The 23,601-nt window shown below is 69.8% G+C and carries 23 protein-coding genes; 14 read left to right on the top strand and 9 right to left on the bottom strand.

The window, feature by feature from the left end; all coding sequences use genetic code 11:
* Positions 1 to 65 precede the first annotated feature (65 nt).
* Complete coding sequence (locus ACYVKF_RS04520; protein ID WP_056917213.1) at positions 66 to 3,959, top strand: multifunctional oxoglutarate decarboxylase/oxoglutarate dehydrogenase thiamine pyrophosphate-binding subunit/dihydrolipoyllysine-residue succinyltransferase subunit; 3,894 nt, start codon at positions 66 to 68, stop codon at positions 3,957 to 3,959.
* A gap of 104 nt (positions 3,960 to 4,063) precedes the next feature.
* On the opposite strand, the gene ACYVKF_RS04515 is transcribed toward ACYVKF_RS04520, so the two are convergent.
* Positions 4,064 to 4,729: an HNH endonuclease signature motif containing protein gene (locus ACYVKF_RS04515; RefSeq protein WP_460965149.1), complete on the bottom strand. Its 666-nt coding sequence runs from the start codon at positions 4,727 to 4,729 to the stop codon at positions 4,064 to 4,066.
* Between the two features lie 68 nt (positions 4,730 to 4,797).
* Positions 4,798 to 5,400 carry a DUF222 domain-containing protein gene (locus ACYVKF_RS04510; protein ID WP_460965147.1) on the bottom strand — a complete coding sequence of 201 codons (603 nt, stop codon included), beginning with the start codon at positions 5,398 to 5,400 and terminating at the stop codon, positions 4,798 to 4,800.
* A gap of 103 nt (positions 5,401 to 5,503) precedes the next feature.
* Between ACYVKF_RS04510 and ACYVKF_RS04505 the strand changes: the two genes are divergently transcribed.
* Both ACYVKF_RS04505 and ACYVKF_RS04500 read left to right on the top strand, forming a co-directional pair.
* Positions 5,504 to 5,683: a DUF6104 family protein gene (locus ACYVKF_RS04505; protein WP_460965145.1), complete on the top strand. Its 180-nt coding sequence runs from the start codon at positions 5,504 to 5,506 to the stop codon at positions 5,681 to 5,683.
* 45 nt (positions 5,684 to 5,728) lie between these two features.
* Positions 5,729 to 6,379 (top strand): GDSL-type esterase/lipase family protein, encoded by a 651-nt coding sequence (locus ACYVKF_RS04500; RefSeq protein ID WP_460965143.1) that lies wholly within the window; start codon positions 5,729 to 5,731, stop codon positions 6,377 to 6,379.
* Between the two features lie 106 nt (positions 6,380 to 6,485).
* On the opposite strand, the gene ACYVKF_RS04495 is transcribed toward ACYVKF_RS04500, so the two are convergent.
* The 3 genes from ACYVKF_RS04495 to rfbB all read right to left on the bottom strand — a co-directional run bounded on the left by ACYVKF_RS04495 (position 6,486) and on the right by rfbB (position 9,412).
* On the bottom strand, positions 6,486 to 7,457 hold the full coding sequence (locus ACYVKF_RS04495; protein WP_460965140.1) for a zinc-binding dehydrogenase: 972 nt from the start codon (positions 7,455 to 7,457) through the stop codon (positions 6,486 to 6,488).
* Positions 7,458 to 7,553: 96 nt separating this feature from the next.
* On the bottom strand, positions 7,554 to 8,417 hold the full coding sequence (rfbD, locus tag ACYVKF_RS04490) for a dTDP-4-dehydrorhamnose reductase (protein ID WP_460965138.1): 864 nt from the start codon (positions 8,415 to 8,417) through the stop codon (positions 7,554 to 7,556).
* Positions 8,417 to 9,412 (bottom strand): dTDP-glucose 4,6-dehydratase, encoded by a 996-nt coding sequence (gene rfbB / locus ACYVKF_RS04485; protein ID WP_460965136.1) that lies wholly within the window; start codon positions 9,410 to 9,412, stop codon positions 8,417 to 8,419. The genes rfbD and rfbB overlap by 1 nt, the downstream gene beginning before the upstream one ends.
* A gap of 76 nt (positions 9,413 to 9,488) precedes the next feature.
* On the opposite strand from rfbB, the gene rfbA reads away from it, so the two are divergent.
* Both rfbA and ACYVKF_RS04475 read left to right on the top strand, forming a co-directional pair.
* Complete coding sequence (gene rfbA / locus ACYVKF_RS04480; RefSeq protein WP_056918271.1) at positions 9,489 to 10,367, top strand: glucose-1-phosphate thymidylyltransferase RfbA; 879 nt, start codon at positions 9,489 to 9,491, stop codon at positions 10,365 to 10,367.
* On the top strand, positions 10,367 to 10,969 hold the full coding sequence (locus ACYVKF_RS04475) for a dTDP-4-dehydrorhamnose 3,5-epimerase family protein (RefSeq protein ID WP_056915286.1): 603 nt from the start codon (positions 10,367 to 10,369) through the stop codon (positions 10,967 to 10,969). The genes rfbA and ACYVKF_RS04475 overlap by 1 nt, the downstream gene beginning before the upstream one ends.
* Here the strand turns inward: ACYVKF_RS04475 and ACYVKF_RS04470 are convergent.
* Positions 10,948 to 12,150, bottom strand: a complete 1,203-nt coding sequence (locus ACYVKF_RS04470; protein WP_056918272.1) for an NAD(P)-dependent malic enzyme — start codon at positions 12,148 to 12,150, stop codon at positions 10,948 to 10,950. The genes ACYVKF_RS04475 and ACYVKF_RS04470 overlap by 22 nt on opposite strands.
* Before the next feature lie 334 nt (positions 12,151 to 12,484).
* Between ACYVKF_RS04470 and ACYVKF_RS04465 the strand changes: the two genes are divergently transcribed.
* The 8 genes from ACYVKF_RS04465 to mctP all read left to right on the top strand — a co-directional run bounded on the left by ACYVKF_RS04465 (position 12,485) and on the right by mctP (position 20,157).
* Positions 12,485 to 13,405 (top strand): ABC transporter substrate-binding protein, encoded by a 921-nt coding sequence (locus tag ACYVKF_RS04465; protein ID WP_056918273.1) that lies wholly within the window; start codon positions 12,485 to 12,487, stop codon positions 13,403 to 13,405.
* 12 nt (positions 13,406 to 13,417) lie between these two features.
* A complete protein-coding gene (locus ACYVKF_RS04460; RefSeq protein WP_460965133.1) occupies positions 13,418 to 14,374 on the top strand; it encodes an amino acid ABC transporter permease in 957 nt (318 codons plus the stop codon).
* Positions 14,374 to 15,168: an amino acid ABC transporter ATP-binding protein gene (locus ACYVKF_RS04455; RefSeq protein ID WP_056915290.1), complete on the top strand. Its 795-nt coding sequence runs from the start codon at positions 14,374 to 14,376 to the stop codon at positions 15,166 to 15,168. Before ACYVKF_RS04460 ends, ACYVKF_RS04455 begins: the two co-directional genes overlap by 1 nt.
* Positions 15,168 to 15,551 carry a S24/S26 family peptidase gene (locus ACYVKF_RS04450; RefSeq protein ID WP_056915291.1) on the top strand — a complete coding sequence of 128 codons (384 nt, stop codon included), beginning with the start codon at positions 15,168 to 15,170 and terminating at the stop codon, positions 15,549 to 15,551. The genes ACYVKF_RS04455 and ACYVKF_RS04450 overlap by 1 nt, the downstream gene beginning before the upstream one ends.
* Before the next feature lie 13 nt (positions 15,552 to 15,564).
* A complete protein-coding gene (gene sodN, locus ACYVKF_RS04445) occupies positions 15,565 to 15,993 on the top strand; it encodes a superoxide dismutase, Ni (protein ID WP_255354135.1) in 429 nt (142 codons plus the stop codon).
* A 338-nt stretch (positions 15,994 to 16,331) separates the two neighbouring features.
* Complete coding sequence (locus tag ACYVKF_RS04440) at positions 16,332 to 18,044, top strand: hypothetical protein (protein WP_460965129.1); 1,713 nt, start codon at positions 16,332 to 16,334, stop codon at positions 18,042 to 18,044.
* A 140-nt stretch (positions 18,045 to 18,184) separates the two neighbouring features.
* The gene (locus tag ACYVKF_RS04435) at positions 18,185 to 18,481 is read left to right on the top strand and encodes a DUF3311 domain-containing protein (RefSeq protein WP_200947709.1); all 297 of its coding nucleotides are present in this window, start codon (positions 18,185 to 18,187) and stop codon (positions 18,479 to 18,481) included.
* Positions 18,478 to 20,157 carry a monocarboxylate uptake permease MctP gene (gene mctP, locus ACYVKF_RS04430; protein ID WP_056915293.1) on the top strand — a complete coding sequence of 560 codons (1,680 nt, stop codon included), beginning with the start codon at positions 18,478 to 18,480 and terminating at the stop codon, positions 20,155 to 20,157. Before ACYVKF_RS04435 ends, mctP begins: the two co-directional genes overlap by 4 nt.
* Before the next feature lie 88 nt (positions 20,158 to 20,245).
* Here the strand turns inward: mctP and ACYVKF_RS04425 are convergent, their stop codons facing one another.
* The 3 genes from ACYVKF_RS04425 to ACYVKF_RS04415 all read right to left on the bottom strand — a co-directional run bounded on the left by ACYVKF_RS04425 (position 20,246) and on the right by ACYVKF_RS04415 (position 23,217).
* Entirely contained in the window at positions 20,246 to 21,547 is a 1,302-nt protein-coding gene (locus tag ACYVKF_RS04425; protein WP_056918278.1) for an HD-GYP domain-containing protein, read from the bottom strand.
* Positions 21,544 to 22,992, bottom strand: coding sequence for an HD-GYP domain-containing protein (locus ACYVKF_RS04420; protein WP_157581379.1), 1,449 nt, complete (start codon positions 22,990 to 22,992; stop codon positions 21,544 to 21,546). The genes ACYVKF_RS04425 and ACYVKF_RS04420 overlap by 4 nt, the downstream gene beginning before the upstream one ends.
* Before the next feature lie 63 nt (positions 22,993 to 23,055).
* Entirely contained in the window at positions 23,056 to 23,217 is a 162-nt protein-coding gene (locus ACYVKF_RS04415; RefSeq protein WP_157581381.1) for a hypothetical protein, read from the bottom strand.
* Between the two features lie 310 nt (positions 23,218 to 23,527).
* Between ACYVKF_RS04415 and ACYVKF_RS04410 the strand changes: the two genes are divergently transcribed.
* Positions 23,528 to 23,601, top strand: a 74-nt coding sequence (locus ACYVKF_RS04410) for a 50S ribosomal protein bL37 (RefSeq protein ID WP_369791897.1), incomplete at its 3' end; no start/stop codon positions are given.

The raw sequence follows: 23,601 nt of genomic DNA, 5'->3' as shown, positions 1-23,601 counted from the left end.
GTCATTGTCGACGCTACGAAAGAGGCGTATCCGCCGTGCCCGACCAGTCCCCGACCAGCGACCCCATGGCGGCCTTCGGGCCGAACGAGTGGCTCGTGGACGAGCTCTATGAGCAGTACCAGAACGACAAGAACTCCGTCGACAAGGCGTGGTGGTCGTTCTTCGAGGACTACACGCCGTCGGATGGTGGTGGCGGCAACGGGTCCACGCCTTCCAACGGAGCGCCCAACGGGACCGCCGCGAAGCCGGCCGCCGCCACACCGGCCCCGGCTGCTGCCACACAGGCGCCGGCTGCTGCGAAGCCGGCCGCCGCGAAGCCTGCGGAGCAGGCCCCCGCGAAGCCGGCCAGCGCCCCCGCGAGCACCGGGACGGCCTCCTCGGCGACCGACTCCGGCAAGGCCCAGGCCACGAGCACCGACCGCTCGGACGCCAAGACCGACACCGCGGTCGCCGACAAGCCCGAGGACAAGGAGGCGGCGGCCGCCAAGGAGCAGCCCAAGCCCCGCGAGCCGCAGGCGCCGAAGTCGACCGGCCCGGTCAACCAGGACGAGGTCAAGCCGCTGCGTGGCGCGAGCGCCCGCACGGTGACCAACATGGAGTCGTCGCTGACGGTCCCCACGGCGACCAGCGTCCGCGCCGTCCCCGCCAAGCTGCTCATCGACAACCGGGTCGTCATCAACAACCACCTGGCCCGCTCGCGCGGCGGCAAGGTGTCGTTCACCCACCTCATCGGCTACGCCCTGGTCAAGGCGCTGGGCCACATGCCGGAGATGAACAACGGCTACACCACCGACGAGAAGGGCAAGCCCGCTCTCGTCGTCCCCGGGCACGTCAACCTGGGCCTCGCCATCGACATGGCCAAGCCGGACGGCACCCGCCAGCTGCTCGTGCCGTCGATCAAGTCCGCCGAGTCGATGGACTTCGCCCACTTCTGGACCGCCTACGAGGACGTCGTCAAGAAGGCCCGTGGCGGCAAGCTCACCGTCGAGGACTTCCAGGGCACCACGCTGACCCTGACCAACCCCGGCACCATCGGCACCGTCCACTCGGTCCCGCGCCTGATGTCCGGGCAGGGCGCCATCATCGGCGTCGGCGCGCTGGAGTACCCCGCCGAGTGGCAGGGCGCGAGCCAGGAGACGCTCAACCGCAACGCCGTCTCCAAGATCCTCACCCTGACCAGCACGTACGACCACCGCATCATCCAGGGTGCGCAGTCCGGTGACTTCCTGCGGATCGTGCACCAGCTGCTGCTCGGCGAGAACGGCTTCTACGACGAGATCTTCGAGAGCCTGCGCCTGCCGTACGAGCCGGTCCGCTGGGTCCGCGACATCTCCGCGCACCACGACGACGACGTCAACAAGACGGCCCGGGTCCAGGAGCTCATCCACGCCTACCGCGTCCGCGGCCACCTGATGGCCGACACGGACCCGCTGGAGTACCGCCAGCGCCGCCACCCCGACCTCGACGTGACGTCGCACGGGCTCACGCTCTGGGACCTCGAGCGTGACTTCGCGACCGGTGGCTTCGGCGGGGCGCCGATGCTGCGCCTGCGCAAGATCCTCGGCATCCTGCGTGACTCCTACTGCCGCACCATCGGCACCGAGTACATGCACATCCAGGACCCCGAGCAGCGACGCTGGCTCCAGTCCAAGATCGAGGTCGGCTACGCCAAGCCCGGCCCCGACGAGCAGCTGCGGATCCTGCGCCGCCTCAACGCCGCCGAGGCGTTCGAGACGTTCCTGCAGACCAAGTTCGTCGGCCAGAAGCGGTTCAGCCTCGAGGGCGGCGAGTCCGTCATCGCGCTGCTCGACCGGATCCTGTGCCGCGCCGCCGCCGACTCCATGGACGAGGTGTGCATCGGTATGCCGCACCGCGGGCGCCTCAACGTGCTCGCCAACATCGCAGGCAAGTCCTACGGCCAGATCTTCCGTGAGTTCGAGGGCAAGCAGGACCCCAAGTCCGTGCAGGGCTCCGGCGACGTGAAGTACCACCTGGGCACCGAGGGCGAGTTCGTCGCCGAGGACGGCAGCAAGACCAAGGTCTACCTCGCCGCCAACCCCTCCCACCTCGAGGCCGTCAACCCGGTGCTCGAGGGCATCACGCGGGCCAAGCAGGACCGCCTCGACCTCGCGGGCGAGGACTTCACGGTCCTGCCGCTGCTCATGCACGGTGACGCGGCGTTTGCGGGTCAGGGCGTGGTCGCCGAGACGCTGAACCTCTCCCAGCTGCGCGGCTACCGCACCGGCGGCACCATCCACGTCGTCATCAACAACCAGGTCGGCTTCACCACGTCGCCCAGCGCCTCGCGTTCGTCGACCTACTCGACCGACGTGGCCCGCATGATCCAGGCGCCGATCTTCCACGTGAACGGCGACGACCCCGAGGCCTGCGTCCGGGTCGCCGAGCTCGCGTACGAGTTCCGCCAGGAGTTCAACAAGGACGTCGTGATCGACATGGTGTGCTACCGCCGCCGTGGCCACAACGAGGGCGACGACCCGTCGATGACCCAGCCGCTGATGTACAACCTCATCGAGGCCAAGCGCTCGGTCCGCAAGCTCTACACCGAGGCCCTCATCGGCCGCGGTGACATCGGCCAGGAAGAGGCCGAGGCGGCGCTGCGCGACTACCAGCAGCAGCTCGAGCGCGTGTTCGTCGAGACCAAGGCCGCCCTCAAGGAGGCCGCCTCCCAGGAAGCGGTCGACCCGACGCTGGCCGGGACCGACGCCGAGGGCCATTCCGGCCTCGAGCCGCCGTCGGCCCAGGCCAAGGACCAGACGACCCGCTCCGCCCAGGAGACGGCCATCTCCAGCGACCTGCTGCAGCACATCGGTGATGCGTTCGTGAACCCGCCGCAGGGCTTCACGGTGCACCCGAAGCTGGCCCAGGCCATGGAGAAGCGAGCCGCCTCGACGCGCGAGGGTGGCATCGACTGGGCCACCGGCGAGCTCATGGCGTTCGGTTCCCTGCTCATGGAGGGCACGCCGGTCCGCCTCGCCGGCCAGGACAGCCGCCGTGGCACGTTCGTCCAGCGGCACGCCGTGCTGATCGACAAGCACACCGCGGAGGAGTGGACCCCGCTGCTCTACCTCGGCGACGGGCAGGCCCGGTTCTGGGTCTACGACTCGCTGCTGTCGGAGTTCGCGGCCATGGGCTTCGAGTACGGCTACTCCGTGGAGCGCCCCGACGCCCTCGTCCTGTGGGAGGCGCAGTTCGGCGACTTCTTCAACGGCGCCCAGACCATCGTCGACGAGTTCATCTCCTCCTCGGAGCAGAAGTGGGGCCAGCGCTCGTCCGTCGTGCTGCTGCTCCCCCACGGCTACGAGGGCCAGGGACCGGACCACTCCTCCGCCCGCATCGAGCGCTTCCTGCAGATGTGCGCCGAGGACAACATGACGGTCGCCTACCCGTCGACCCCGGCCAGCTACTTCCACCTGCTGCGCCGTCAGGCCTACGCCCGTCCGCGTCGTCCGCTCATCGTCTTCACCCCGAAGTCGATGCTGCGCCTCAAGGCCGCGAGCAGCATGCCGGAGGACTTCACCACCGGCACGTTCCGTCCGGTCCTGCCCGACCGCCGCGAGCTCGACGCCGCAGCCGTGACCCGGGTCCTGCTGGCGAGCGGCAAGGTCGTCTACGACCTCGAGGCTGCCCGCGACAAGGCCGACGACGGCACGACGGCGATCGTCCGGGTCGAGCAGCTCGCCCCGCTGCCCGCCAAGGAGATCGCCGCCGAGCTGGCCAAGTACCCGAACGCCGACGTCGTCTGGGTCCAGGACGAGCCGCGCAACCAGGGCGCGTGGCCCTTCATGGCGCTCAACCTGCCGCAGGCCCTCGCCGACCTCGGCGAGCAGCGTGCGCTGCAGATCGTCTCGCGCAAGGCCTCGGCCTCGCCCGCGACCGGCTCGAGCAAGCGCCACGCCGAGCAGCAGAACGAGCTGATCACCTCGGCCCTGCGCCAGTGACCCGTCGCTGCTCCTGACCACCGGGCAGCGACCCGCACGCACGACGTATGCCGCGTGGCCCCGACGACCTCGGGCCGCGCGGCATACGCATGTCCCCGCTGCACCTAGGGGCGCTTGACGAACGTGACGCGTTTTCGAGGACCCTCTCGGGCGACGCTGTGGTGGTAGGACGCGTCGTGAATGCGCCGATGGTGGTAACCGCACAAGGGAACGGCCTTGTGCAGGTCGGTCGAGCCACCCCATGCCCACGCATCCTCGTGGTGCTGCTCGGTCCAGGCGTAGGGCCGGTCACAGCCATCGGCCGCGCAGCTGTCGTACGTCAGGGCCAACGCCACCCGTTGAGCTTCGCTGAAGAAGCGCTGGCCGCGGCCGAGGTCGAGCACCTGCGACTGCCCGCCGAGGACTGCGGGGACCAGGCCCGCACCGCAGGCCAGTCGCCGAGCCTCCGAGGCGGACACGTCGTGCCCGGTGTCGAGGTGGGCGGCGCCGAGCCCCGCAGCCAGCCGCTCGTGGTCGAGGGTGACGAGGACCGTGGCGTTGACCTTGCCGGTCAGGTGGTCGGTGGGCAGGTGCTCGAGAAGCTCGACGAAGGCGTGTCCGTACTTCTGGGACCAGTCCAGCCCCTCGGCCCGGAACCTCGCCCACGTCGCCTCCGCCACCCGCGCGTCGCTCAGGTCGGAGCCGCACTCGGCCGCCCTGGCCCGGGCGTCCTGCGCCGCTCGCTGGGCGAACCGACGGGGTGATGCGATCTGCTGGATGACCTTCTTCAAGATCTGCCCGGCGAGGGTGGGAACCGTGAAGTGACCCGTGATGGTCCCGTCGCGGTTGTCGTGCAGCGTCAGTTTGGTGGCGGCCAGCGCTTGCTCCTCCTCGGCGCGCAGGACGGCCTCTTCGTGCGCGTCGACCTCGGCCTGACTGCGCTGCGCCGACGCCAGCGCCCGGCGGGCCGATTGCGCAACGCGACCGGGTCGACCCGACGGGCGACGGCCACCAGGGATCGCTCGATGGAGGCACGCTCCGCGTCGTCGACCCCGGCCGGCAGCTGGTGCGCCGTGCGGGCGATCACGTGGGCGTGCTCCGTCGACAGCCGTCCCTCGGCCAGCGCGGCTCGGGTCGCCCGCAGTCCCTCGCCGAGGGCGGTCGCGAGCCGTACTTCCTTGGCCGCAGTCGCACCGTCCGTACGGGACCTGGGCGCCAGCCAGGCCGCGGTCCCGGTCATCCCCGAGTCCGAGGCGAGATCGGCCCGGTCGACGGCGGCGACGAGGTCGAGCTTCAGCGCCTGCAAGCGAGTCACCGCCCGGTCGACGTCATCGATGAGGACCGAGGCCGCCTGTCCCGAGAGGTCCGCGGCGCGCTCGCACCGGTCCAGCACCGCGTGCACCTGGCGCACTCCATCGGCCACCGCCACGGGCGGTGAAGGATGCAGGGCTGCGATGGCCATGAACCATTGTATTCGAACATGTGTTCGAACGTCAACCCTCTCACAGCTGCCACGTCCGCGTGGCCTCGTCAGCGGCAGGCGTGCACCCCGTTAACCTTGCAGCGTGTACTTCACGGATCGCGGAATCGAGGAGCTCGCCACCCGGCGGGGAGAGGAAGAGGTCTCGTTCGACTGGCTCGCGGAGCAGCTGCGGACGTTCGTCGACCTCAACCCCGAGTTCGAGACCCCCGTCGAGCGGCTGGCCACCTGGCTGGCCCGGCTCGACGACGATGACGACGAGTGACGTCGGTGGCCGCTGGTCACCGAAGACGATGATGAGGACTGACGCGTGAGTGACCCCACCTTCACCCCGAGCGCTGAGTTCCAGGTGGCCGACGACGGGCCCCGTGACGTCGGTCTGGTCTTCCTCGGTGCCTCCCTCGTCGCGGGAGTCGGCGACCCCAAGGGCCAGGGCTGGGTCTCGCGCGTCGTGGGCCGCACCCACCACCCGGACCTGTCCCTCACCGCCTACAACCTCGGGGTTCGCGGTGACACCACGGCCGACCTGCTCGCCCGGTGGCAGGCCGAGTGCGCCCCGCGGTGGGCGGGGCGTCAGGAGAAGCGGCTCGTCGTCTCGGTGGGCGCCAACGACGCGGCCTCGGGGGTGACGCTGGCGCGGCACCGGCTCAACCTCGCCAACATCCTCGACGATGCCGCGAGCAGTGGGATCGGGACCTTCGTGGTCGGCCCGCCGCCCTCGGACGACGATGACCTCAACACCAAGCTCGACGTGCTCGTCGAGGCGCAGGCCGACGTCTGCTCCCGTCGTGGCGTGCAGTTCGTCGACTGCTTCAGCCCCCTGCTCGGTCACGAGCAGTGGCGCACGGACCTGGCCGCCAGCCGGGTGCCGCACCACCCCGGACAAGCCGGCTACGGGCTGATCGCCTGGCTGGTGCTGCACAACGGCTGGTACGACTGGCTGCAGATCTCCCCCAGCTGATCGCCCGGGCTCGGCCCCGGCTTGGCCCAGCCCCCGGTCGCCGCGACGACGAAGGCTCCCCGCGCAGTGCGCAGGGAGCCTTCCGCGTCCGCAGACCGCGCGGCGGTCAGCTCACGGTGAAGACGACCTTGCCGAACACGTCACCGCCCGCCATGGTGGCGAACCCGTCGCGCGCCTGCTCCAGCGGCATCACCGAGTCGACGACGGGTTCGATCCCCTTGTGGGTCACGAACGCCGCGAGCCGCTCGAGCTCCGACCGCGTCCCCATCGTCGAACCGAGGACCCGGAGCTGCTTGAAGAAGATCTTGGTGAGCTCCGCCTTGGCCGGGGCGTCGCCGGAGGTGGCACCGCTGATGACGATGGCGCCACCGGGGTTCAGGGAGTTGACCGAGTGCGACCAGGTGGCGGCACCGACGGTCTCCATGACGGCGTCGACGCGCTCGGGCAGCCGCTCCCCGCTGGCGAACGCCCGGTCGGCCCCGATGTCGAGGGCCCGCTTGCCCTTGGCCTCGTCGCGGGTGGTCACCCACATCCGGTAGCCCGCGGCCTCGCCGAGCTGGACGAGTGCGGTCGCGACACCGCCGCCCGCGCCCTGGACGAGGACGGTGGCGCCCGGGGCGAGCCCGGCCTGGGTGAAGAGCATCCGGTAGGCCGTGAGCCAGGCCGTCGACAGGCAGGCCGCGTGCTCCCACGACAGGCCCTCGGGCTTGGGCACGAGGTTGCCGGTGGGCACCGCGACCTGCTGCGCCAGGGTGCCGTCGTGCAGCTCGGAGAGCAGCGTGCGGCGCGGGTCGAGCGTCTCGTCGCCGCGCCAGCCGTCGCTCGGGACGACCGCGTGGACGATCACCTCGTTGCCGTCGGGGTCCACGCCGGCGCCGTCGCAGCCGAGGATCATCGGCAGCCGGTCGGCCGGCAGACCCACCCCGCGCAGCGACCAGACGTCGTGGTGGTTGAGTCCGGCCGTCCTGAGGCTGACGGTCGTCCAGCCCTCGCGGGCCTGCGGTTCGGGACGTTCCCCGACCTCGAGGCCGGACAGCGGGTCGTCGGCGGACTGGCGGGCAGCGTAGACAGCGAGCATGCCCTCGACCCTAACGGCGGCACGGCGCCATCGCCCGGGAGTGTGGCCCTCGTCGCGAAGGTGACCGACGCCGGGTCGGGCGGGGTCGCGAGAGGGTCAGACCTGCTCGACGACGTCCGGCAGGGCCTGCGCCAGGCTCTCGCGCCAGTCCGGCAGCGGCGCGAGGCGCGCCATCCGCCATGCGTCGTGTCCCAGGACGCTGTACGCGGGCCGCGGTGCGGGCAGGGGGAACGCATCGCTCGTCGTGGGCTGCACCCGCTCCGGGTCGAGCCCGAGCAGCCGGAAGATCTCGCGGGTGAAGCCGTACTTGGTCGTCTCCCCCTGACTGGTCGCGTGCCAGATCCCGAACGGCGCCTCGTCCTCGACGAGGCCGAGGATCGCCCGGGCGACGTCCATCGTCCACGTCGGCTGGCCGCGCTGGTCGTCGACGACCGAGAGGGTGTCGTGGGACCCGGCGAGCCGGGCCATGGTCTTGACGAAGTTGGGTCCGCCGCCGCCGTACAGCCACGCGGTCCGGACGATCCAGGCCCGCGGGCAGTGCGCCTGCACGGCCCACTCACCGGCGGCCTTGGTCCGCCCGTACGCCGACAGCGGCGCGAGGGCTGCGTCCTCGGCATACGGCTCGTCTGCGTCGCCGGCGAACACGTAGTCGGTCGAGACGTGCACGAGGCGGGCACCGGTCTCCCGGCACGCGGAGGCCACGTTGGAGGCCCCGATCGCGTTGACCGCGAACGCCTGGGCCTCGTGCGACTCGGCGTCGTCGACGGCGGTGTATGCCGCGCAGTTCACGACCACGTCGTGGCCGCGGACCGCGTCGCGGACGGCATCGGGGTCGGTGACGTCGAGGTCCTTGCGCTCCAGCGCCGTCACGTCGTCGTCGGGCACCCCGGCGAGCGCCAGCACGACTTGCACGTCGAGGCCGAGCATCCCCCCGGAACCGGTGACCAGCCAGCGGGTCATCAGCGGCCGAGCCGCTCGTAGCGTGCCTCGGCGACCACCTTCGCCGTCCGCCACCAGTCCTGGTTCTCCTGGTACCACGCGATCGTGTCGGCGAGGCCGGAGCGCACATCGGGGTGCGCGGGGACCCAGTCGGTCTCGGTGCGCAGCTTCGTCGCGTCGATGGCGTACCGCAGGTCGTGTCCGGGGCGGTCGGGCACGTGGTCGAACCAGTCGGCCGGCTTGCCCATGAGCTCGAGGATCAGTCCGATGATGTCGCGGTTGTTCATCTCACCGTCGGCCCCGATGAGGTAGGTCTCGCCGAGACGGCCCTGCTCGATGATCGTGATCACGGCGTCGTTGTGGTCGTCGACGTGGATCCAGTCGCGGACGTTGAGCCCGTCGCCGTAGAGCTTGGGCCTGACGCCGTCGATGATCCCCGTGATCTGGCGCGGGATGAGCTTCTCCGGGTGCTGCCTGGGACCGTAGTTGTTGGAGCAGTTGGACAGGGTCGCCCGCAGCCCGAACGACCGGATCCAGGCGCGCACCAGCAGGTCGGCACTCGCCTTCGACGCCGAGTACGGGCTGGACGGGTTGAGCGGCGTCGACTCCGTGAACCTGGTCGGGTCGTCCAGCGCGAGGTCGCCGTAGACCTCGTCCGTCGACACGTGGTGCAGCCGCTTCTCGTGGCGGCGGACCGCCTGGATCAGCTGGTAGGTGCCGATGATGTTGGTGTCGATGAAGGGCCACGGGTCGTCGAGCGAGTTGTCGTTGTGGGAGTCGGCCGCGAAGTGCACGACCAGGTCGTGGGCCGCGACGAGCTCGTCCACGAGGTCGGCGTCGGTGACCGAGCCCTTGACGACGTCGACGTCCCCGATCACGGGGTCGAGGGAGGTGAGGTTCGCGGCATACGTCATCGAGTCCAGGACCGTGAGCTTCCAGTCGGGGCGCACCTGACGAGCCCGGATGACGAAGTTGGACCCGATGAACCCTGCAGCGCCGGTGACGAGGACCTTCATGGGCCGAGGTTATCGGAGCAGGCCGGGGTACCCGCTCGCCCTCCGGCACATCGCCGCGGTCAGTAGGGTCTGTCCCATGAAGGGGATCATCCTGGCCGGCGGCTCCGGCACGCGCCTGCACCCGATCACGCTCGGGATCAGCAAGCAGCTCATGCCGATCTACGACAAGCCGATGATCTACTACCCGCTCTCCACGCTGATGATGGCCGGGATCCGCGAGGTCCTCATCATCACCACCCCCGACGACCAGTCGCAGTTCGTCCGCCTGCTCGGCGACGGCTCGCAGTGGGGCATCGAGCTCACGTATGCCGCGCAGCCCAGCCCCGACGGGCTGGCCCAGGCGTTCATCATCGGCGCGGACTTCATCGGTGACGACTCCGTGGCCCTCGTCCTCGGCGACAACATCTTCTACGGCACCGGCCTCGGCACGGCCCTGCGCTCCAACACCACCGTCAGCGGCGGGCACATCTTCGCCTACCACGTGACCGAGCCGTCGGCCTACGGCGTCGTGGAGTTCGCCGAGGACGGCACGGTGCTCTCGATCGAGGAGAAGCCCGAGCGCCCGAAGTCGTCGTACGCCGTGCCCGGTCTCTACTTCTACGACAACGACGTGGTCCAGATCGCACGCGACCTCGAGCCCAGCCCCCGTGGCGAGCTCGAGATCACGGGAGTCAACGACGCCTACCTGCGTCGCGGCGACCTCAGCGTCACCGTGCTGCCGCGCGGCACGGCCTGGTTCGACACCGGCACCTTCGAGGGACTGATGGACTCGGCCCAGTTCGTCCACGTGGTCGAGCAGCGGCAGGGCCAGAAGATCGGCTGCGTCGAGGAGATCGCCTGGCGCAACGGCTGGATCGACGACGAGACCTTCGAGGCGCTGGCGACCGCCCTGACCAAGAGCGGCTACGGCGTGCACCTCGCCGGGCTGCTCGCCGAGAAGCGGGGGGCACTCTGATGGAGGTCCGCCCCCTGTCGATCGCCGACGCCTACGAGATCACCCCGCGGCAGTTCCCCGACGACCGGGGCGTGTTCCTCGAGTCGTTCCGCGGCGACCTGCTCGCCGAGCACCTCGGACACCGCCCCCAGGTGGTCCAGACGAACGTCTCCGTGTCCTCGCGCGGCACCGTCCGCGGCATCCACTTCGCGGATGTCCCCCCGTCGCAGGCGAAGTACATCACCGCCCTGTCCGGCTCCCTCGTCGACTTCGTCGTCGACATCCGGGTGGGTTCACCGACGTTCGGCCAGTGGGAGGCGGTCCTGCTCGACACCAGGGACCGCCGCGCCGTCTACCTCCCCGAGGGCATGGGCCACGCCTTCGCGGCCCTCGAGGACGACACGACGGCGATGTACCTCGTCACCGCCCCCTACAACCCCGGTCGCGAGCACGGCATCCACCCGCTGGACCCGCAGGTCGGCCTCGAGCTCCCCGAGGGGATGCAGGCCCCGCTGCTGTCGGCGAAGGACGCTGCTGCGCCCACGCTCGCCGAGGCCGCGGAGCAGGGCCTGCTCCCCTCGTATGCCGCGTGCCGGGAGTTCTACGCCTCCCTCGCCGGGTAGGTCCCCCCGGCCGACCGGGCGCAGGCCACCACCGCGGCGGCCACCGCGTCGGCGACCCCGGGCGCGAAGACGCTCGGCACGATCTCGTCGGCGGTCGGCTCCGGGACCAGGTCGGCGATGGCGCGCGCTGCGGCGAGCTTCATCGCCTCGGTGACCTGGGGCGCCCCGGAGTCGAGGGCACCGCGGAAGATCCCGGGGAACGCCAGCACGTTGTTGATCTGGTTGGGGAAGTCCGAGCGACCGGTGGCGACCACCGCGGCATACCGGGAGGCGACGTCCGGGTGGACCTCCGGGTCGGGGTTGGCCAGCGCGAAGATGATCCCGTCCCGGGCCATGCGGGCGAGCTCATGCTCGGGCACGACGCCACCCGACACCCCCACGAAGACGTCGGCACCGACGAGGGCGTCGCCCAGCGAACCGGTCAGGCCACGGGGGTTCGTGGTCGCCGCGAGGCGGCGCTTGTGGTCGGCGAGGTCGGTGCGCCCGGGGGCGACGATGCCGCGGGAGTCGCAGACGACGATGTCAGCCACGCCCGCCCGCGCGAGCAGCCGCGTCACGGCCACCCCCGCCGCACCGGCACCGGACACGACCACGCGCAGCGAGTCGAGCCTCCGGCCCACCACCGTGGCGGCGTTGATGAGCCCGGCGAGCACCACGATCGCGGTGCCGTGCTGGTCGTCGTGGAACACCGGGATGTCCAGCCGCTCCTGGAGGCGGCGCTCGATCTCGAAGCACCGGGGGGCCGAGATGTCCTCGAGGTTGATGCCCCCGTACGTCGGGGCGATCCGGGCGATGGCGTCGACCAGCTCGTCCACCGTGCCCGTCTCCATGCACACGGGCACCGCGTCGACCGCGCCGAAGTGCTTGAACAGCACGGCCTTGCCCTCCATCACGGGCATGGCCGCGAGGGGTCCGATGTCGCCCAGGCCCAGCACCGCGGTGCCGTCGGTGACCACCGCCACGGTGTTGCTGCGAGCGGTGTACCGGGCGGCGAGCGAGGGGTCGAGGGCGATGGCGCGCGAGACGTCCGCGACGCCCGGCGTGTAGAGGAGCGCGAGGTCGGCCCGGTCGCGCAGGGGCTGCGTGGCGTGTACCCCGAGCTTGCCGCCCTCGTGCGCCCGGAAGACCGGGTCGGTCGGGTCGAAGAGCGGGTACGCGGACGTCACTGCATTCGCAGTCATGGAGAAGTCACCTCAGGGAACGAAGGAGGGAGAAGATGCGTGGGGCACAGCCGACGCAGCCGGACGATCAGTCGGGCCGGGGTGTGGCCAATCAAACGCATGGAGACGGGGGTTACCCGCCGGTTCATGGTGGCACAGGCGTCGACGGCCGTACACCCCTGTCACGGGACTGTGACCCGGGTCGCGTTCGCGCTCGGACTGTCTCGCTTTCGAGACGGTTTCGGAATCCGAGATCTACCGCAACCCCGGTCCCATGCTGGCAGGATGCGCAACAACCCCGGTGGAGCGACCCACGTCACTCCCCACGCAGCATCCGAGGAAGGAACCCCTTCGCATGACGCACCGCCTCCGCCCCACCGCCGTCCTGTTCGCCGGGCTGGCCGTCGCCAGCCTGGCCCTGACCGCGTGCGGCTCCGACTCCCTCGACGGCTCGTCGTCGAGCTCGTCGAGCACGTCGAGCACGAGCTCCTCGAGCAGTGCGTCGGTCGACCCGGCCCTCGCCGCCAAGGTCCCCCAGAAGATCAAGGACGCGGGCAAGATCGTCGTCGGCTCCGACGCCTCCTACGCCCCCAACGAGTTCCTCGCCGACGACGGCAAGACCGTGCAGGGCATGGACGTCGACCTGTTCAGCGCCGTGGCCGCCAAGTTCGGCCTCAAGGCCGAGTTCCAGAACGCCGGCTTCGACACGATCATCCTGGGTGTGACCTCCGGCAAGTACGACGTCGGCGTCTCCTCCTTCACCATCAACGACGAGCGCAAGAAGAGCGTCAACATGGTGAGCTACTTCAACGCCGGCACCCAGTGGGCGGTCAAGAAGGGCAACCCGAAGAAGGTCGACATCGACAACGCCTGCGGCCTGAACATCGGCGTGCAGAAGGGCACCGTCCAGATCGACGACCTCACCGCCCGCTCGAAGAAGTGCACCGACGCCGGCAAGCCGGCCATCAAGCAGATCATCGATGCCGACCAGAGCAAGGTCACCGCGAGCGTGATCTCGGGCAAGTCGGACGCCATGCTCGCCGACTCCCCCGTGGGCCTGTATGCCGTGAAGCAGACCGGCGGCCAGCTCGAGGCCCTCGGTGACATCTACGACGCCGCCCCCTACGGTTTCGTCGTGCCGAAGGACGAGACCGACTTCGCCCAGGCCATCGCCGACGCACTCAAGGCGATGGGCACCGACGGCAGCTACAAGGCCGCCCTCGACAAGTGGGGCAACGACACCGGCGCCATCACCGACTTCGCCGTCAACCCCTGATCCGGGTCACTGATGTCTGAAGCCACCCAGGACCGGCCGGGCGCGATCCACGCCCGGCCGGTCCGCCACCCGTGGCGGTGGGTCGCCGTGGCGGTCATCGCGGTGTTCGTCGCCATGCTCGTCAGCTCGTTCGTCACGAACGAGAAGTGGAACTTCCCCTACGCCCTGAAGATCATGAACTTCAACCCGGTCCTCGAGGGCTTGGTGAAGGGCACCATCGTCGGCACGATCGGCGCCATGGTCCTCGGCGTCTTCCTCGGTGTGGTCATCGGCATCATGCGCCTGTCCACGAACCCGGTGCTGCGTGGCGTCTCGTTCGTCTACACCTGGTTCTTCCGGGCCATCCCCCGCATCGTGCTGCTCGGCATGCTCGGCACCGGACTCGGCTTCCTCTACCCGGCGCTCGACATCGGACCCCTGCCCTTCAGCCAGCAGTTCGCCCACTGGCTGGGGCTCAGCAACGACCTGACCTTCTTCAGCCTCGACGTCAACCAGTTCAGCTCCACGATCATGATGGGCATCATCGGCCTGGGCCTGTCCGAGGCCGCGTACATGGCCGAGATCGCCCGCGCCGGCATCCAGTCGGTCGACAAGGGCCAGACGGAGGCGGCCCAGGCGCTCGGCATGCCGGCCGGCAAGACCATGCGCCGCATCGTGCTGCCCCAGGCCATGCGCGTCATCGTCCCGCCGACGGGCAACGAGACCATCGCCATGGTCAAGGACACCTCGCTGTTCATCGCCATCCCGATCAACACCGAGCTCTACTACCAGGCGACGGCCGTCGGCACCCGGACCCTGCAGATCATGCCCTCGTACGTGGCGACCACCGCGTGGTACCTGATCCTGTGCAGCGTCCTCATGGTCGGGCAGTACTTCCTCGAGAAGCGCTTCGGTCGCGGCTTCGGCGCGAGCGGCCCGTCACAGAAGACCAGAATGCTGTCCTTCAAGGGCGGGGCGGGAGGCGCCTGATGAGCACCCACGCGAAGGACACCCTCCTCGTCCACGCCCTCAACGTCACCAAGGCGTTCCACGGCAACGAGGTGCTCAAGGGCATCGACATGGACGTCAGCAAGGGCGAGGTCGTCTGCCTGCTCGGTCCCTCAGGCTCGGGCAAGACGACCTTCCTGCGCTGCATCAACCAGCTCGAGACGATCGACGGCGGCCGCATCTGGGTCGACGGCGACCTCATCGGGTTCGAGGACCGCGGCGGCACGTTGCACCACCTCACCGACAAGGCCGTGGCCGCCCAGCGCCGCGACATCGGGATGGTGTTCCAGCGGTTCAACCTCTTCCCGCACATGACCGCGCTCGAGAACGTCATGGAAGCGCCCGTCCAGGTCAAGGGTGAGAAGAAGAAGGACGTCCGCGAGCGCGCGCTGGCCCTGCTCAAGCAGGTCGGCCTCGAGGACAAGCCGGGCGCCTACCCCGCCCAGCTCTCGGGTGGGCAGCAGCAACGGGTCGCCATCGCCCGGGCGCTCGCGATGCGCCCGAAGCTCATGCTCTTCGACGAGCCGACCTCTGCGCTCGACCCCGAGCTGGTGGGCGAGGTGCTCAAGGTCATGCGCGACCTCGCCAAGGACGGCATGACGATGATCGTCGTGACCCACGAGATGGGCTTCGCCCGTGAGGTCGCCGACCGGGTCGTCTTCATGGACGGGGGTGTCGTCGTCGAGCAGGGACCGCCGTCCGAGGTCATCTCGAACCCCCAGCACGAGCGCACCAGGTCCTTCCTGCGACGGATGCGCCAGGAGGAAGAGCACTGATGCCGCTCGGCCTCGGCGTCGTCGTGGTGCGGGGTCGGTCGATGGAGCCGACCCTGCACACCGGCGACCGCATGGTCGTCCTCAAGGGCGCACCACCGCGCCTGGGACGGCTCGCCATCGTGCGGCTCCCCCCGGACGACGAGGGCGTGCCGCGCCCCCTCGCGATCAAGCGGGTGACGATGCGCGATCCCGCGGACCGCACGCGGTACTGGGTGGAGTCCGACAACCAGGGCCTGTTCGGTGTGGCCGACTCGTGGACCCACGGCATCGGTTCGTTGGCCCGCGACCAGATCAGGGCGCTGGTGCTGTTCCGGATCCCGCAGCGGGTCCGGGTGCCGGGAAGCCGCAGGGGGGGCCGTGCGACCACCGGGGACGCGGGGTAGGTTGAAGGAGCTCGTGATCATCCGTCTCGCAGAAGGGATCCGCATGCTCTCCCGCATCTTCCGTACCACCGAGGTCAGCGCCCACTGCGACCTCCCCTGTGGCGTGTACGACCCCGCCCAGGCCCGCATCGAGGCCGAGTCGATCAAGGCGATCATCGCCAAGGTCGCCGACAACGACGACCCCGACTTCCGCACCCGTGCGATCGTCATCAAGGAGCAGCGCTCCGAGCTCGTCAAGCACCACCTCTGGGTGCTGTGGACCGACTACTTCAAGCCGCCGCACTTCGAGAAGTACCCCCAGCTGCACACCCTCTTCAACGAGGCGACCAAGCTGGCGGGTGCCTCTGGCACCAAGGGCGAGCTCGACGCCGGCAAGGCCGACGAGCTGCTCGCCAAGATCGACGAGATCGACGCGATCTTCAAGGAGACCAAGAAGGCCTGAGCCCTCTGGTCCCCTGCGACGCCCGTCCCGAGCCATCGGGGCGGGCGTCTGCTCTGCCCCTACTGCGTGGATCCCGGTCGGCGTACACTGGCCGGTTGTTGACGGCCCACGAACGGCCCCGACCACTCCGCCTGAGGCGTCCCAGCCCGCCCACCCAGGCCGAGTCCTGCTGGGGCCGGGCGCGGGTGACAGGACGCCGGTAGCCGCACGATCCGACGTCTGCACGATTTCCGGATCCACGACACCCTGGGTCCGCGAAGGGGCGGAGGGGTCCACCCGTCGGGGCGACCCCGGTTCGGCTTGGCCCAGGCTGTCACACGGCCACAAAGGTGAAGCCTGTGAAACGACCAACTCTCCTCGCGCTGGGAACGGCGTGCCTGCTCTGCCTGACTCCGTTCTGGTCCGCCGGAGCGGCAGCCAGCGTTCGACCGTCGGCCTTGCCGCCGGCCTCTGCGTCGGCCGCGTCGGCCAGCGCCCACCCGGCGTACCGCGAGCCCCTCTGCCAAGGGCGCTCCTCCCTCTGCGCGGACACGTTCGACAACCCCGCCGGCGAGTACGTCGGCCACGACGAGCCGTCCGTCCTGTTCAAGTCGGGAGTGCGCGGCTCCGGCAACGACATAGCCTACACGGTCGAGCTCCCGCGCGACCCCAGGACCCAGCCCACGGCGTCCGGGGCGACCGGTTCCACCTGGAACTTCCAGCTCCGGCCGACCTTCTGGTTCGGCCTCACTCTCTGCGACACCGAGTCCGCGCCGGAGTTCACCAAGACCTGCACCCCCGACTCCGACCGCAACGACCTCGTCGGCACCGACCCGACCGCCCCCGACTACATCGGCAAGCACCCCGGCAACGCCTACATGGAGCTGCAGTTCTACGGACCGGGGTACGTGCCGCAGTTCGAGGGCTTCGGCTGCACGGCGACGCAGTACTGCGCGGCCATGACGATCGACAGCTTCAACCTCGACCAGAACACGGGGGTCGCCAACACGGCGGCGTGCGACAACTACCTGCTGGGTGGAGTGGAGCCCATCAACTGGGCGTACATCACCCGCGACGGTCACTCGCAGGCACCGGCCAACCCCCTGTTCACCGGCACCTTCGACAACCCGGACCTGACGGCGGTCTCCCCCGACCCCGCCAAGGACCTGTTCATGAACCCCGGTGACCGGATCCGGATCCACATGCACGACACCACCGCAGGGCTGCGGATCGACCTCGACGACCTCACGACCGGGCAGGACGGATCGATGACCGCCTCGGTGGCCAACGGGTTCGGCCACGTCCTCTACACGCCCACGTCGAGCACGTGCCAGGCCGCGCCATACGCCTTCCACCCGGAGTACTCCACGGCGAACCCGCGGGGCAACACGTGGTCGGCCCACACCTACAACGTGGCGATGTCCGACGAGATCGGGCACTTCGAGAACTGCCTGGCCCTCGATGCGGCCTTCAACTGCACCGATCCCGGCAGCCAGGACGCCGGCGGCCTCGACGAGGACGACGGCAACAGCTTCTGCGTCCCGGCGGAGGACTCCACCCTGGTCAAGATCAACGGGTGCTTCAGTGCCGACGAGGACTTCGACGGCCAGTCCTACCGGAACGACTGGCCCGGGACGTTCCGCAACGTCGCCCTCGACCGCGCCCTGCACCCGTCACCGGTCCGGTTCACCAGCCCCGTGGCCAACGGCAGGACGCAGTACTCGAGGGTCGCCTTCGAGACCGACCTGCCCCGCATCGAGGCAGCCGACTCCCAGGACAGCCCTCCGTTCTGCGACCGGGTCACTGGTGCGAACTGCGTGAACCCGCCGCACGGGGCGCAGTTCTACCCGATCTTCACGACCGCCAAGGCGCACGGACGGTGCATGTGGCAGGAAGGTGGGCGGTTCATCCCGGGGACGACCAGGACCTTCGGGGGCACCTCGACCTCGGAGTACGGGCCGCTGCTGAAGACGGTCTACCCCACGGTCGGCTTCACCACGACCACGCGCATCAACAACTTCAACAGCGGGGACCTCAGGAACCCCTGCCGCGCAGGGCACGGAGATCACTGATCCGCTCCCTCACCCACCGGGGGCCGACCTCTGCCGAGGTCGGCCCCCTCCGCGTCGCATCCCACCATTACCTGCGAGTCGGGCATACGGTGCCTTCCGGACTGCGTGCCCGCCGTCCCCACTTCCACCTGGAGGTCACCGTGAGTGCTGACACCGACGTCGACCACGACACCGTTCCACCTGCCAACAAGGGGCTGCTGGCGGTCGCCGCCGTGCTGCTGGCCCTCCCGATGATCGCGCTGCTCTGGGTGAGCAGCTACTCGCGCAAGGACCCCGAGCTCTGGGGCTTCCCGTTCTTCATCTGGTACCAGTTCCTCTGGGTGTTCCTCTGCTCGGCCATGACGTATGCCGCGTACCGCCTCGTGCTCAAGGCGCGGCCGCACCGCCCGATGCCGGGACACCCCGACCACCGCTCGCGTGAGGAGAACGTCCGATGAGCACCCTCGTTCCTGCGGCGACCGGCACCGGCGGCGTCAACGGTGTCGCCCTGTCCGTCCTGATCGTGCTCTTCCTGCTCGTCACGGTGATGGGCTTCTGGGCCACGAAGTGGCGCCAGGCCGACTCGATGGAGTCGCTCGACGAGTGGGGCCTCGGTGGCCGCCGCTTCGGCACCTGGGTGACGTGGTTCCTGCTCGGCGGTGACCTCTACACGGCCTACACGTTCGTCGCGGTGCCGGCGGCGATGTTCGCGCTCGGGTCCGTCAGCGGCTTCTTCGCGGTGCCCTACACGATCGTGCTCTACCCGATCATCTTCATCTTCATGGCCCGCCTCTGGTCGGTCAGCCACCGGCACGGCTACGTCACGCCGGCCGACTTCGTCAAGGGTCGCTACGGCTCGCGCAGCCTCTCGGTCGCCGTGTCGGTCACGGGGATCCTCGCGACGATGCCGTACATCGCCCTGCAGCTCGTCGGCATCCAGGCCGTCCTCGAGGTGGCCGGCGTCGGTGGTTCCTCGCTGCTGGCCAGGGACCTGCCGCTGTTCATCGCGTTCGCCCTGCTCGCGGCGTACACCTACTCCAGCGGCCTGCGGGCCCCGGCCGTCATCGCCTTCGTCAAGGACGCACTGATCTACCTCGTCATCATCGTCGCGGTCATCTACCTGCCCTCCAAGGTCGGCGGCTGGGACCACGTCTTCAGCGCGGCCGAGGCGAAGATGGCCAAGCCGAGCGCGGCCAACCCGGCCAAGCCCACCGGCGCGTACATCCCCAACGCCCAGCAGTACTGGGCCTACGCGACGCTGGCCTTCGGCTCGGCGCTCGCCCTGTTCATGTACCCGCACTCGATCACGGCGACCCTGTCGAGCTCGAGCCGCAACACGATCCGCCGCAACGCCGCGATCCTCCCGGCGTACTCCTTCGTGCTCGGCCTGCTGGCCCTGCTCGGCTGGGTCGCCATCGCCGCCGGCACCAAGCCGATCGGCCTCGACGGCAAGCCGAACGCCCAGCTCGTCATCCCGCAGCTGTTCGAGGACATGTTCCCGTCGTGGTTCGCCGGGGTGGCCTTCGCCGCCGTGGCGATCGGCGCCCTCGTGCCGGCGGCGATCATGTCGATCGCGGCGGCGAACACGTTCACCCGCAACATCTACCGCGACCTGATCAAGCCCGACGCGACGCACGCGCAGGAGGCCAAGGTCGGCAAGCTGGTGTCCCTGCTGGTCAAGGCGTTCGCCCTGATCTTCGTCCTCACGCTGGACAAGCAGAACGCGATCAACTTCCAGCTCCTGGGCGGCATCTGGATCCTGCAGACGTTCCCGGCGATCGTCGCGGGGCTCTACACCCGCTGGTTCCACCGCTGGGCGCTCCTCGCGGGCTGGGCCGTGGGCATGCTCTACGGCACCATCACGGCCTACAAGGTCATCAACCCGGCGACCAAGGGCCACTTCGGCGGCTCGCTCGACATGATCCCCGTCATCGGGAAGATGGGCTACATCGGGATGACGGCCTTCGTCATCAACCTGGTCATCGCGGCGATCCTCACCGTGCTGTTCAACGCGCTCAAGGTCGACTCCGGCAAGGACGAGACGATCCGGGGCGACTACTTCGCCGACGCGGACGACCCGCGCGTCGAGAAGAACGTCTCCATGGACGCGCACCTCACCACCGGCACGCCGTAGCCGAGGGCCACGCCACGGACGAGGGCGGCACCGGGACCTGGTCCCGGTGCCGCCCTTCGTCGTCGCGCCTGCCCGCGCACCCCGCCCCCTACTGGCCGGGCGCCCCGGTCCGGCGACGGCGTGTGAGGAAGCGGGTGAGCGAGTCGACGACCCGGGGGTCGTACTCGTAGCCCAGGCCGAGGTGGATGCGCTCCATCGCACGGTCGGCGTGCAGCCCGTTGGGGCCGCTCAGGTCGTCGTAGGCGTTGGCCACCTTGATGATGCGACTGGCCATGGGCAGGTCCTGGCCGAACTCGCGCACCTGGCGGTACGGCGTGATCTGGGCCTCCATGATCGTGGCGACGTTGTCGAGGACACCAGTGCTGCGGACGATCTCCGCACCGTCGTGGGCGATCCGCTGCTGGTCCGCCGGGGCGGCCATGACCGTCGCCCCCTGCGGGATCGGCTCGCGCAGCGCCACCTGGCCCAGGTCGTGCAGCAGAGCGGCGTACTCGAGGTCGGTCAGCTCGCGCTGGCTCATGCCGAGGTCGCGCCCGACCGCCATCGAGATCTCGGCCACGCGCTGGGCGTGCTGCGGAACCGTGTAGTGCGTGCGGTCGGTGAGCGACGACAGCGCCCCGATGGTCTGGCGGTAGGTCTGCCGGATCGAGGCGTACCGCTGGACGGCGAAGTAGGTCAGGACCAGGGGGAACAGGAACAGCGGGAGGGCCACGACCCCGAGGGAGTATGCCGCCAGGGCGATGAGGGTCCCGGACGTGACCAGAGCGGTGGCGAGCCCGATCGTGGAGCGGATCTCGTCGACGATGCTGCGCACCAGTGGTCCGTGCTCGTGACCGGCCCGGACGACCGCCTGGAGGGTCAGGTCGACGAGCATGGCCACCGACCCCACGCACAGCATCACCACGGCCACGAGCCAGCGCCGGGAGTCCCACATGACGGCGTGGCCGAGGAGCGTGACCCCGTCGAAGGTGACGCTGCGGTAGAGCAGGGGCACCACGGCGGCACCGATGAACCGGGCGGACAGACCCGACCAGTTGACCGTCCGGCGGTTCGCCTCGAGCAGTCCGTTGCCGACGAGCATGCCCGCGCCGATCGTCACGATGACCACGCCCGCACCCACCGGCGGTTCACCCGGCGGCGCGATGTCGGCGAGCCCGAGGGCCAGGGCGGCCGCCGAGGACATGGGGGCCGTGAGGCGTCCGGCGAGGACGGTGAGGCGGGCCGTCTCACCGAGCGCGATCGCGACGACGAACACGGCCAGGGTGAGCAGCGTGCTCACCCCGAGCGCACCGAACTGGGACAAGGATGCCCAGCAGGCGGTGGCGAGCAGCACTCCGGCGACGGCGACGGGGAGACCGAGCTCGAGGCCGCGCGCGAGCAGCCGCTTCACGCCCGGCCCGCCAGGTGCTGGGTCTCGACCCGGGGTGCGCCGTGGATCAGCGAGCGCAGGTCGGGACGACCGGCCAGCCGGTCGGACATCTCGGGCTCGTCGTGGTCGAGGGCGGGCCCCTGCGGGAGCTCGTCCTCGGGGTGGCGGGTCGGCGTCCAGTCGTGCCGACCCAGGACCTTGGCGAGCGCTCCGACGACGCGCGGGTCGAACTGGGTGCCCGACCTGTGGGTGACCGCCTCGAGGGCGTCGGGGGTCGAGAGGGCCTCACGGTGCGAGCGGTCCGTGGTGAGGCAGTCGAACGTGTCGGCGACCGCGATGATGCGCGCGGCGAGCGGGATGTCGTTCCCGGCCAGGCCCAGGGGGTACCCGAGGCCGTCGAAGCGCTCGTGGTGGTGGGCGATGCCCTCCTTGGACCCGACGAGGAACTCGATCTCCTCGATCAGCTCGACACCGCCGAGCGCGTGGTCGGCCAGGATCACCAGGTCCTCGTCGTCGAGGACCTTCCGGGAGCGCAGGATCCGGCTCGGCACCCGCACCAGGCCGACGTCGTGCAGCATGCCCGCGGTGCGGACGTCCTGGATCTCCTTGGGCGTCATCCCGACGTCCTCGGCGATCCACTCGCACAGCTGGGCGACGCGCTCACTGTGCCCGACGTTGTGGGGCATCTTCGTCTCGACCGCGGTGACGAGCGCCTTCAGGGTGCGCTCGTGCGCCTTGAGCTCCTCGCCGTACTGGTCGAAGGCCCAGCGGGCGACCAGCAGGGGTGCGAGGACGAGCACCCCGGCGAACCACCCGACCTTGGCGGGGATCCAGAGGACCACGAGGAGGAACCCGATGACGCCGTACCCGACGTAGGCCAGGCCGCTCGTGGTCAGCAGGCTGAGGACGCGGGTGCGGATGGGGCTGCCGCTGGAGACGCGGAGCACGAGCGCGATGAGCAGGGCGTTGAGCAGGCACTGGGTCACGTCGGTGACGACGAGGGGCAGACCCACGTGCAGCAGGACCTCACCGGCGGACATGTCGGCCGAGACGACGTCGCGGCCACCGACTGCGAGGTAGACCAGGCCACCGGCCACACCGAGGCCGCTCATCATCGCCACGTTGAACGCGGTGGCCACCTTGGGGCCACTGGTCACCTTGGCGAGCATCGCGACGGCGCCGACGATGCCGGCTCCCACGGGGCCGACGATCACCGCGGCCGCGACGAGGATGATGCTCAGGAAGCTGATGCGCACCCGGCTGATCAGCTCGGTCTCGCGCAGGAGGACGCCGCCCGCAGCCAGGGCGGTCAGGACACCGATCGCCGGCCAGTCCTGGGGCGGCCCGTCCACGTGGAGGGCCAGCACGACCAGGGAGAGCGTGAAGGCGTAGACGCTTCCGACATAGGCGAACACGGCAGGGCGGTAGAGCGTCGATGCCTGGGATCCTGATCGGGCGGCGCTCACGTCACCAATCTACGGCGTGAGCGACCCGCCCGTATCCGGACCAGAAGATCAGGACCCGGAGCGTCAGATGCTCTCGAGGCCCTTCCAGTCCCAGCCACGCGAAGCGCCGTCGACGCCCTTCCAGTCCCAGCCACGGGCGAACTCGGTCGGGCCGTCGGTGGGGGTCCAGACGAACGTGTCGTCCTGGCCGAGGATGGACTCAAAGATGGTGGTGATCGTCTTCATGGCTGGGGTGCTCCTTCTGCTCGGGGGATGGTCCCTCATCCGTTCGGACCATTTCGAGCCGTCATTGCGCCTAGGTGTCAGGGGTGCACCGTGGTCGCAGGTCTATGATGTCCCGGCCGTCGAGAGCGCGCAGGCGGAGTGGTTCCTTCTTTGCCAAATCTTGAAGGTTCGCTGGAACTTCGGGGTGTACAGACCTCCTCAAAAGGGGCCTTCTCCCCCTCTGCGGCGTGGAGCACACATGTCGCTGTGCGACAATGACGGCAGGAAGGGCGCTGTTCTGGCGCCACCGGACCACCCGACGGAGACACCCATGAGCAAGCGCGCCCGCAAGCGCCGCTCGCGCAAGGGCAACGCGGCCAACCACGGCCGCAAGCCCAACGCCTG

Source organism: Pedococcus soli (assembly GCF_054782575.1).
This window is presented reverse-complemented; position numbering and strand designations above follow the sequence as displayed.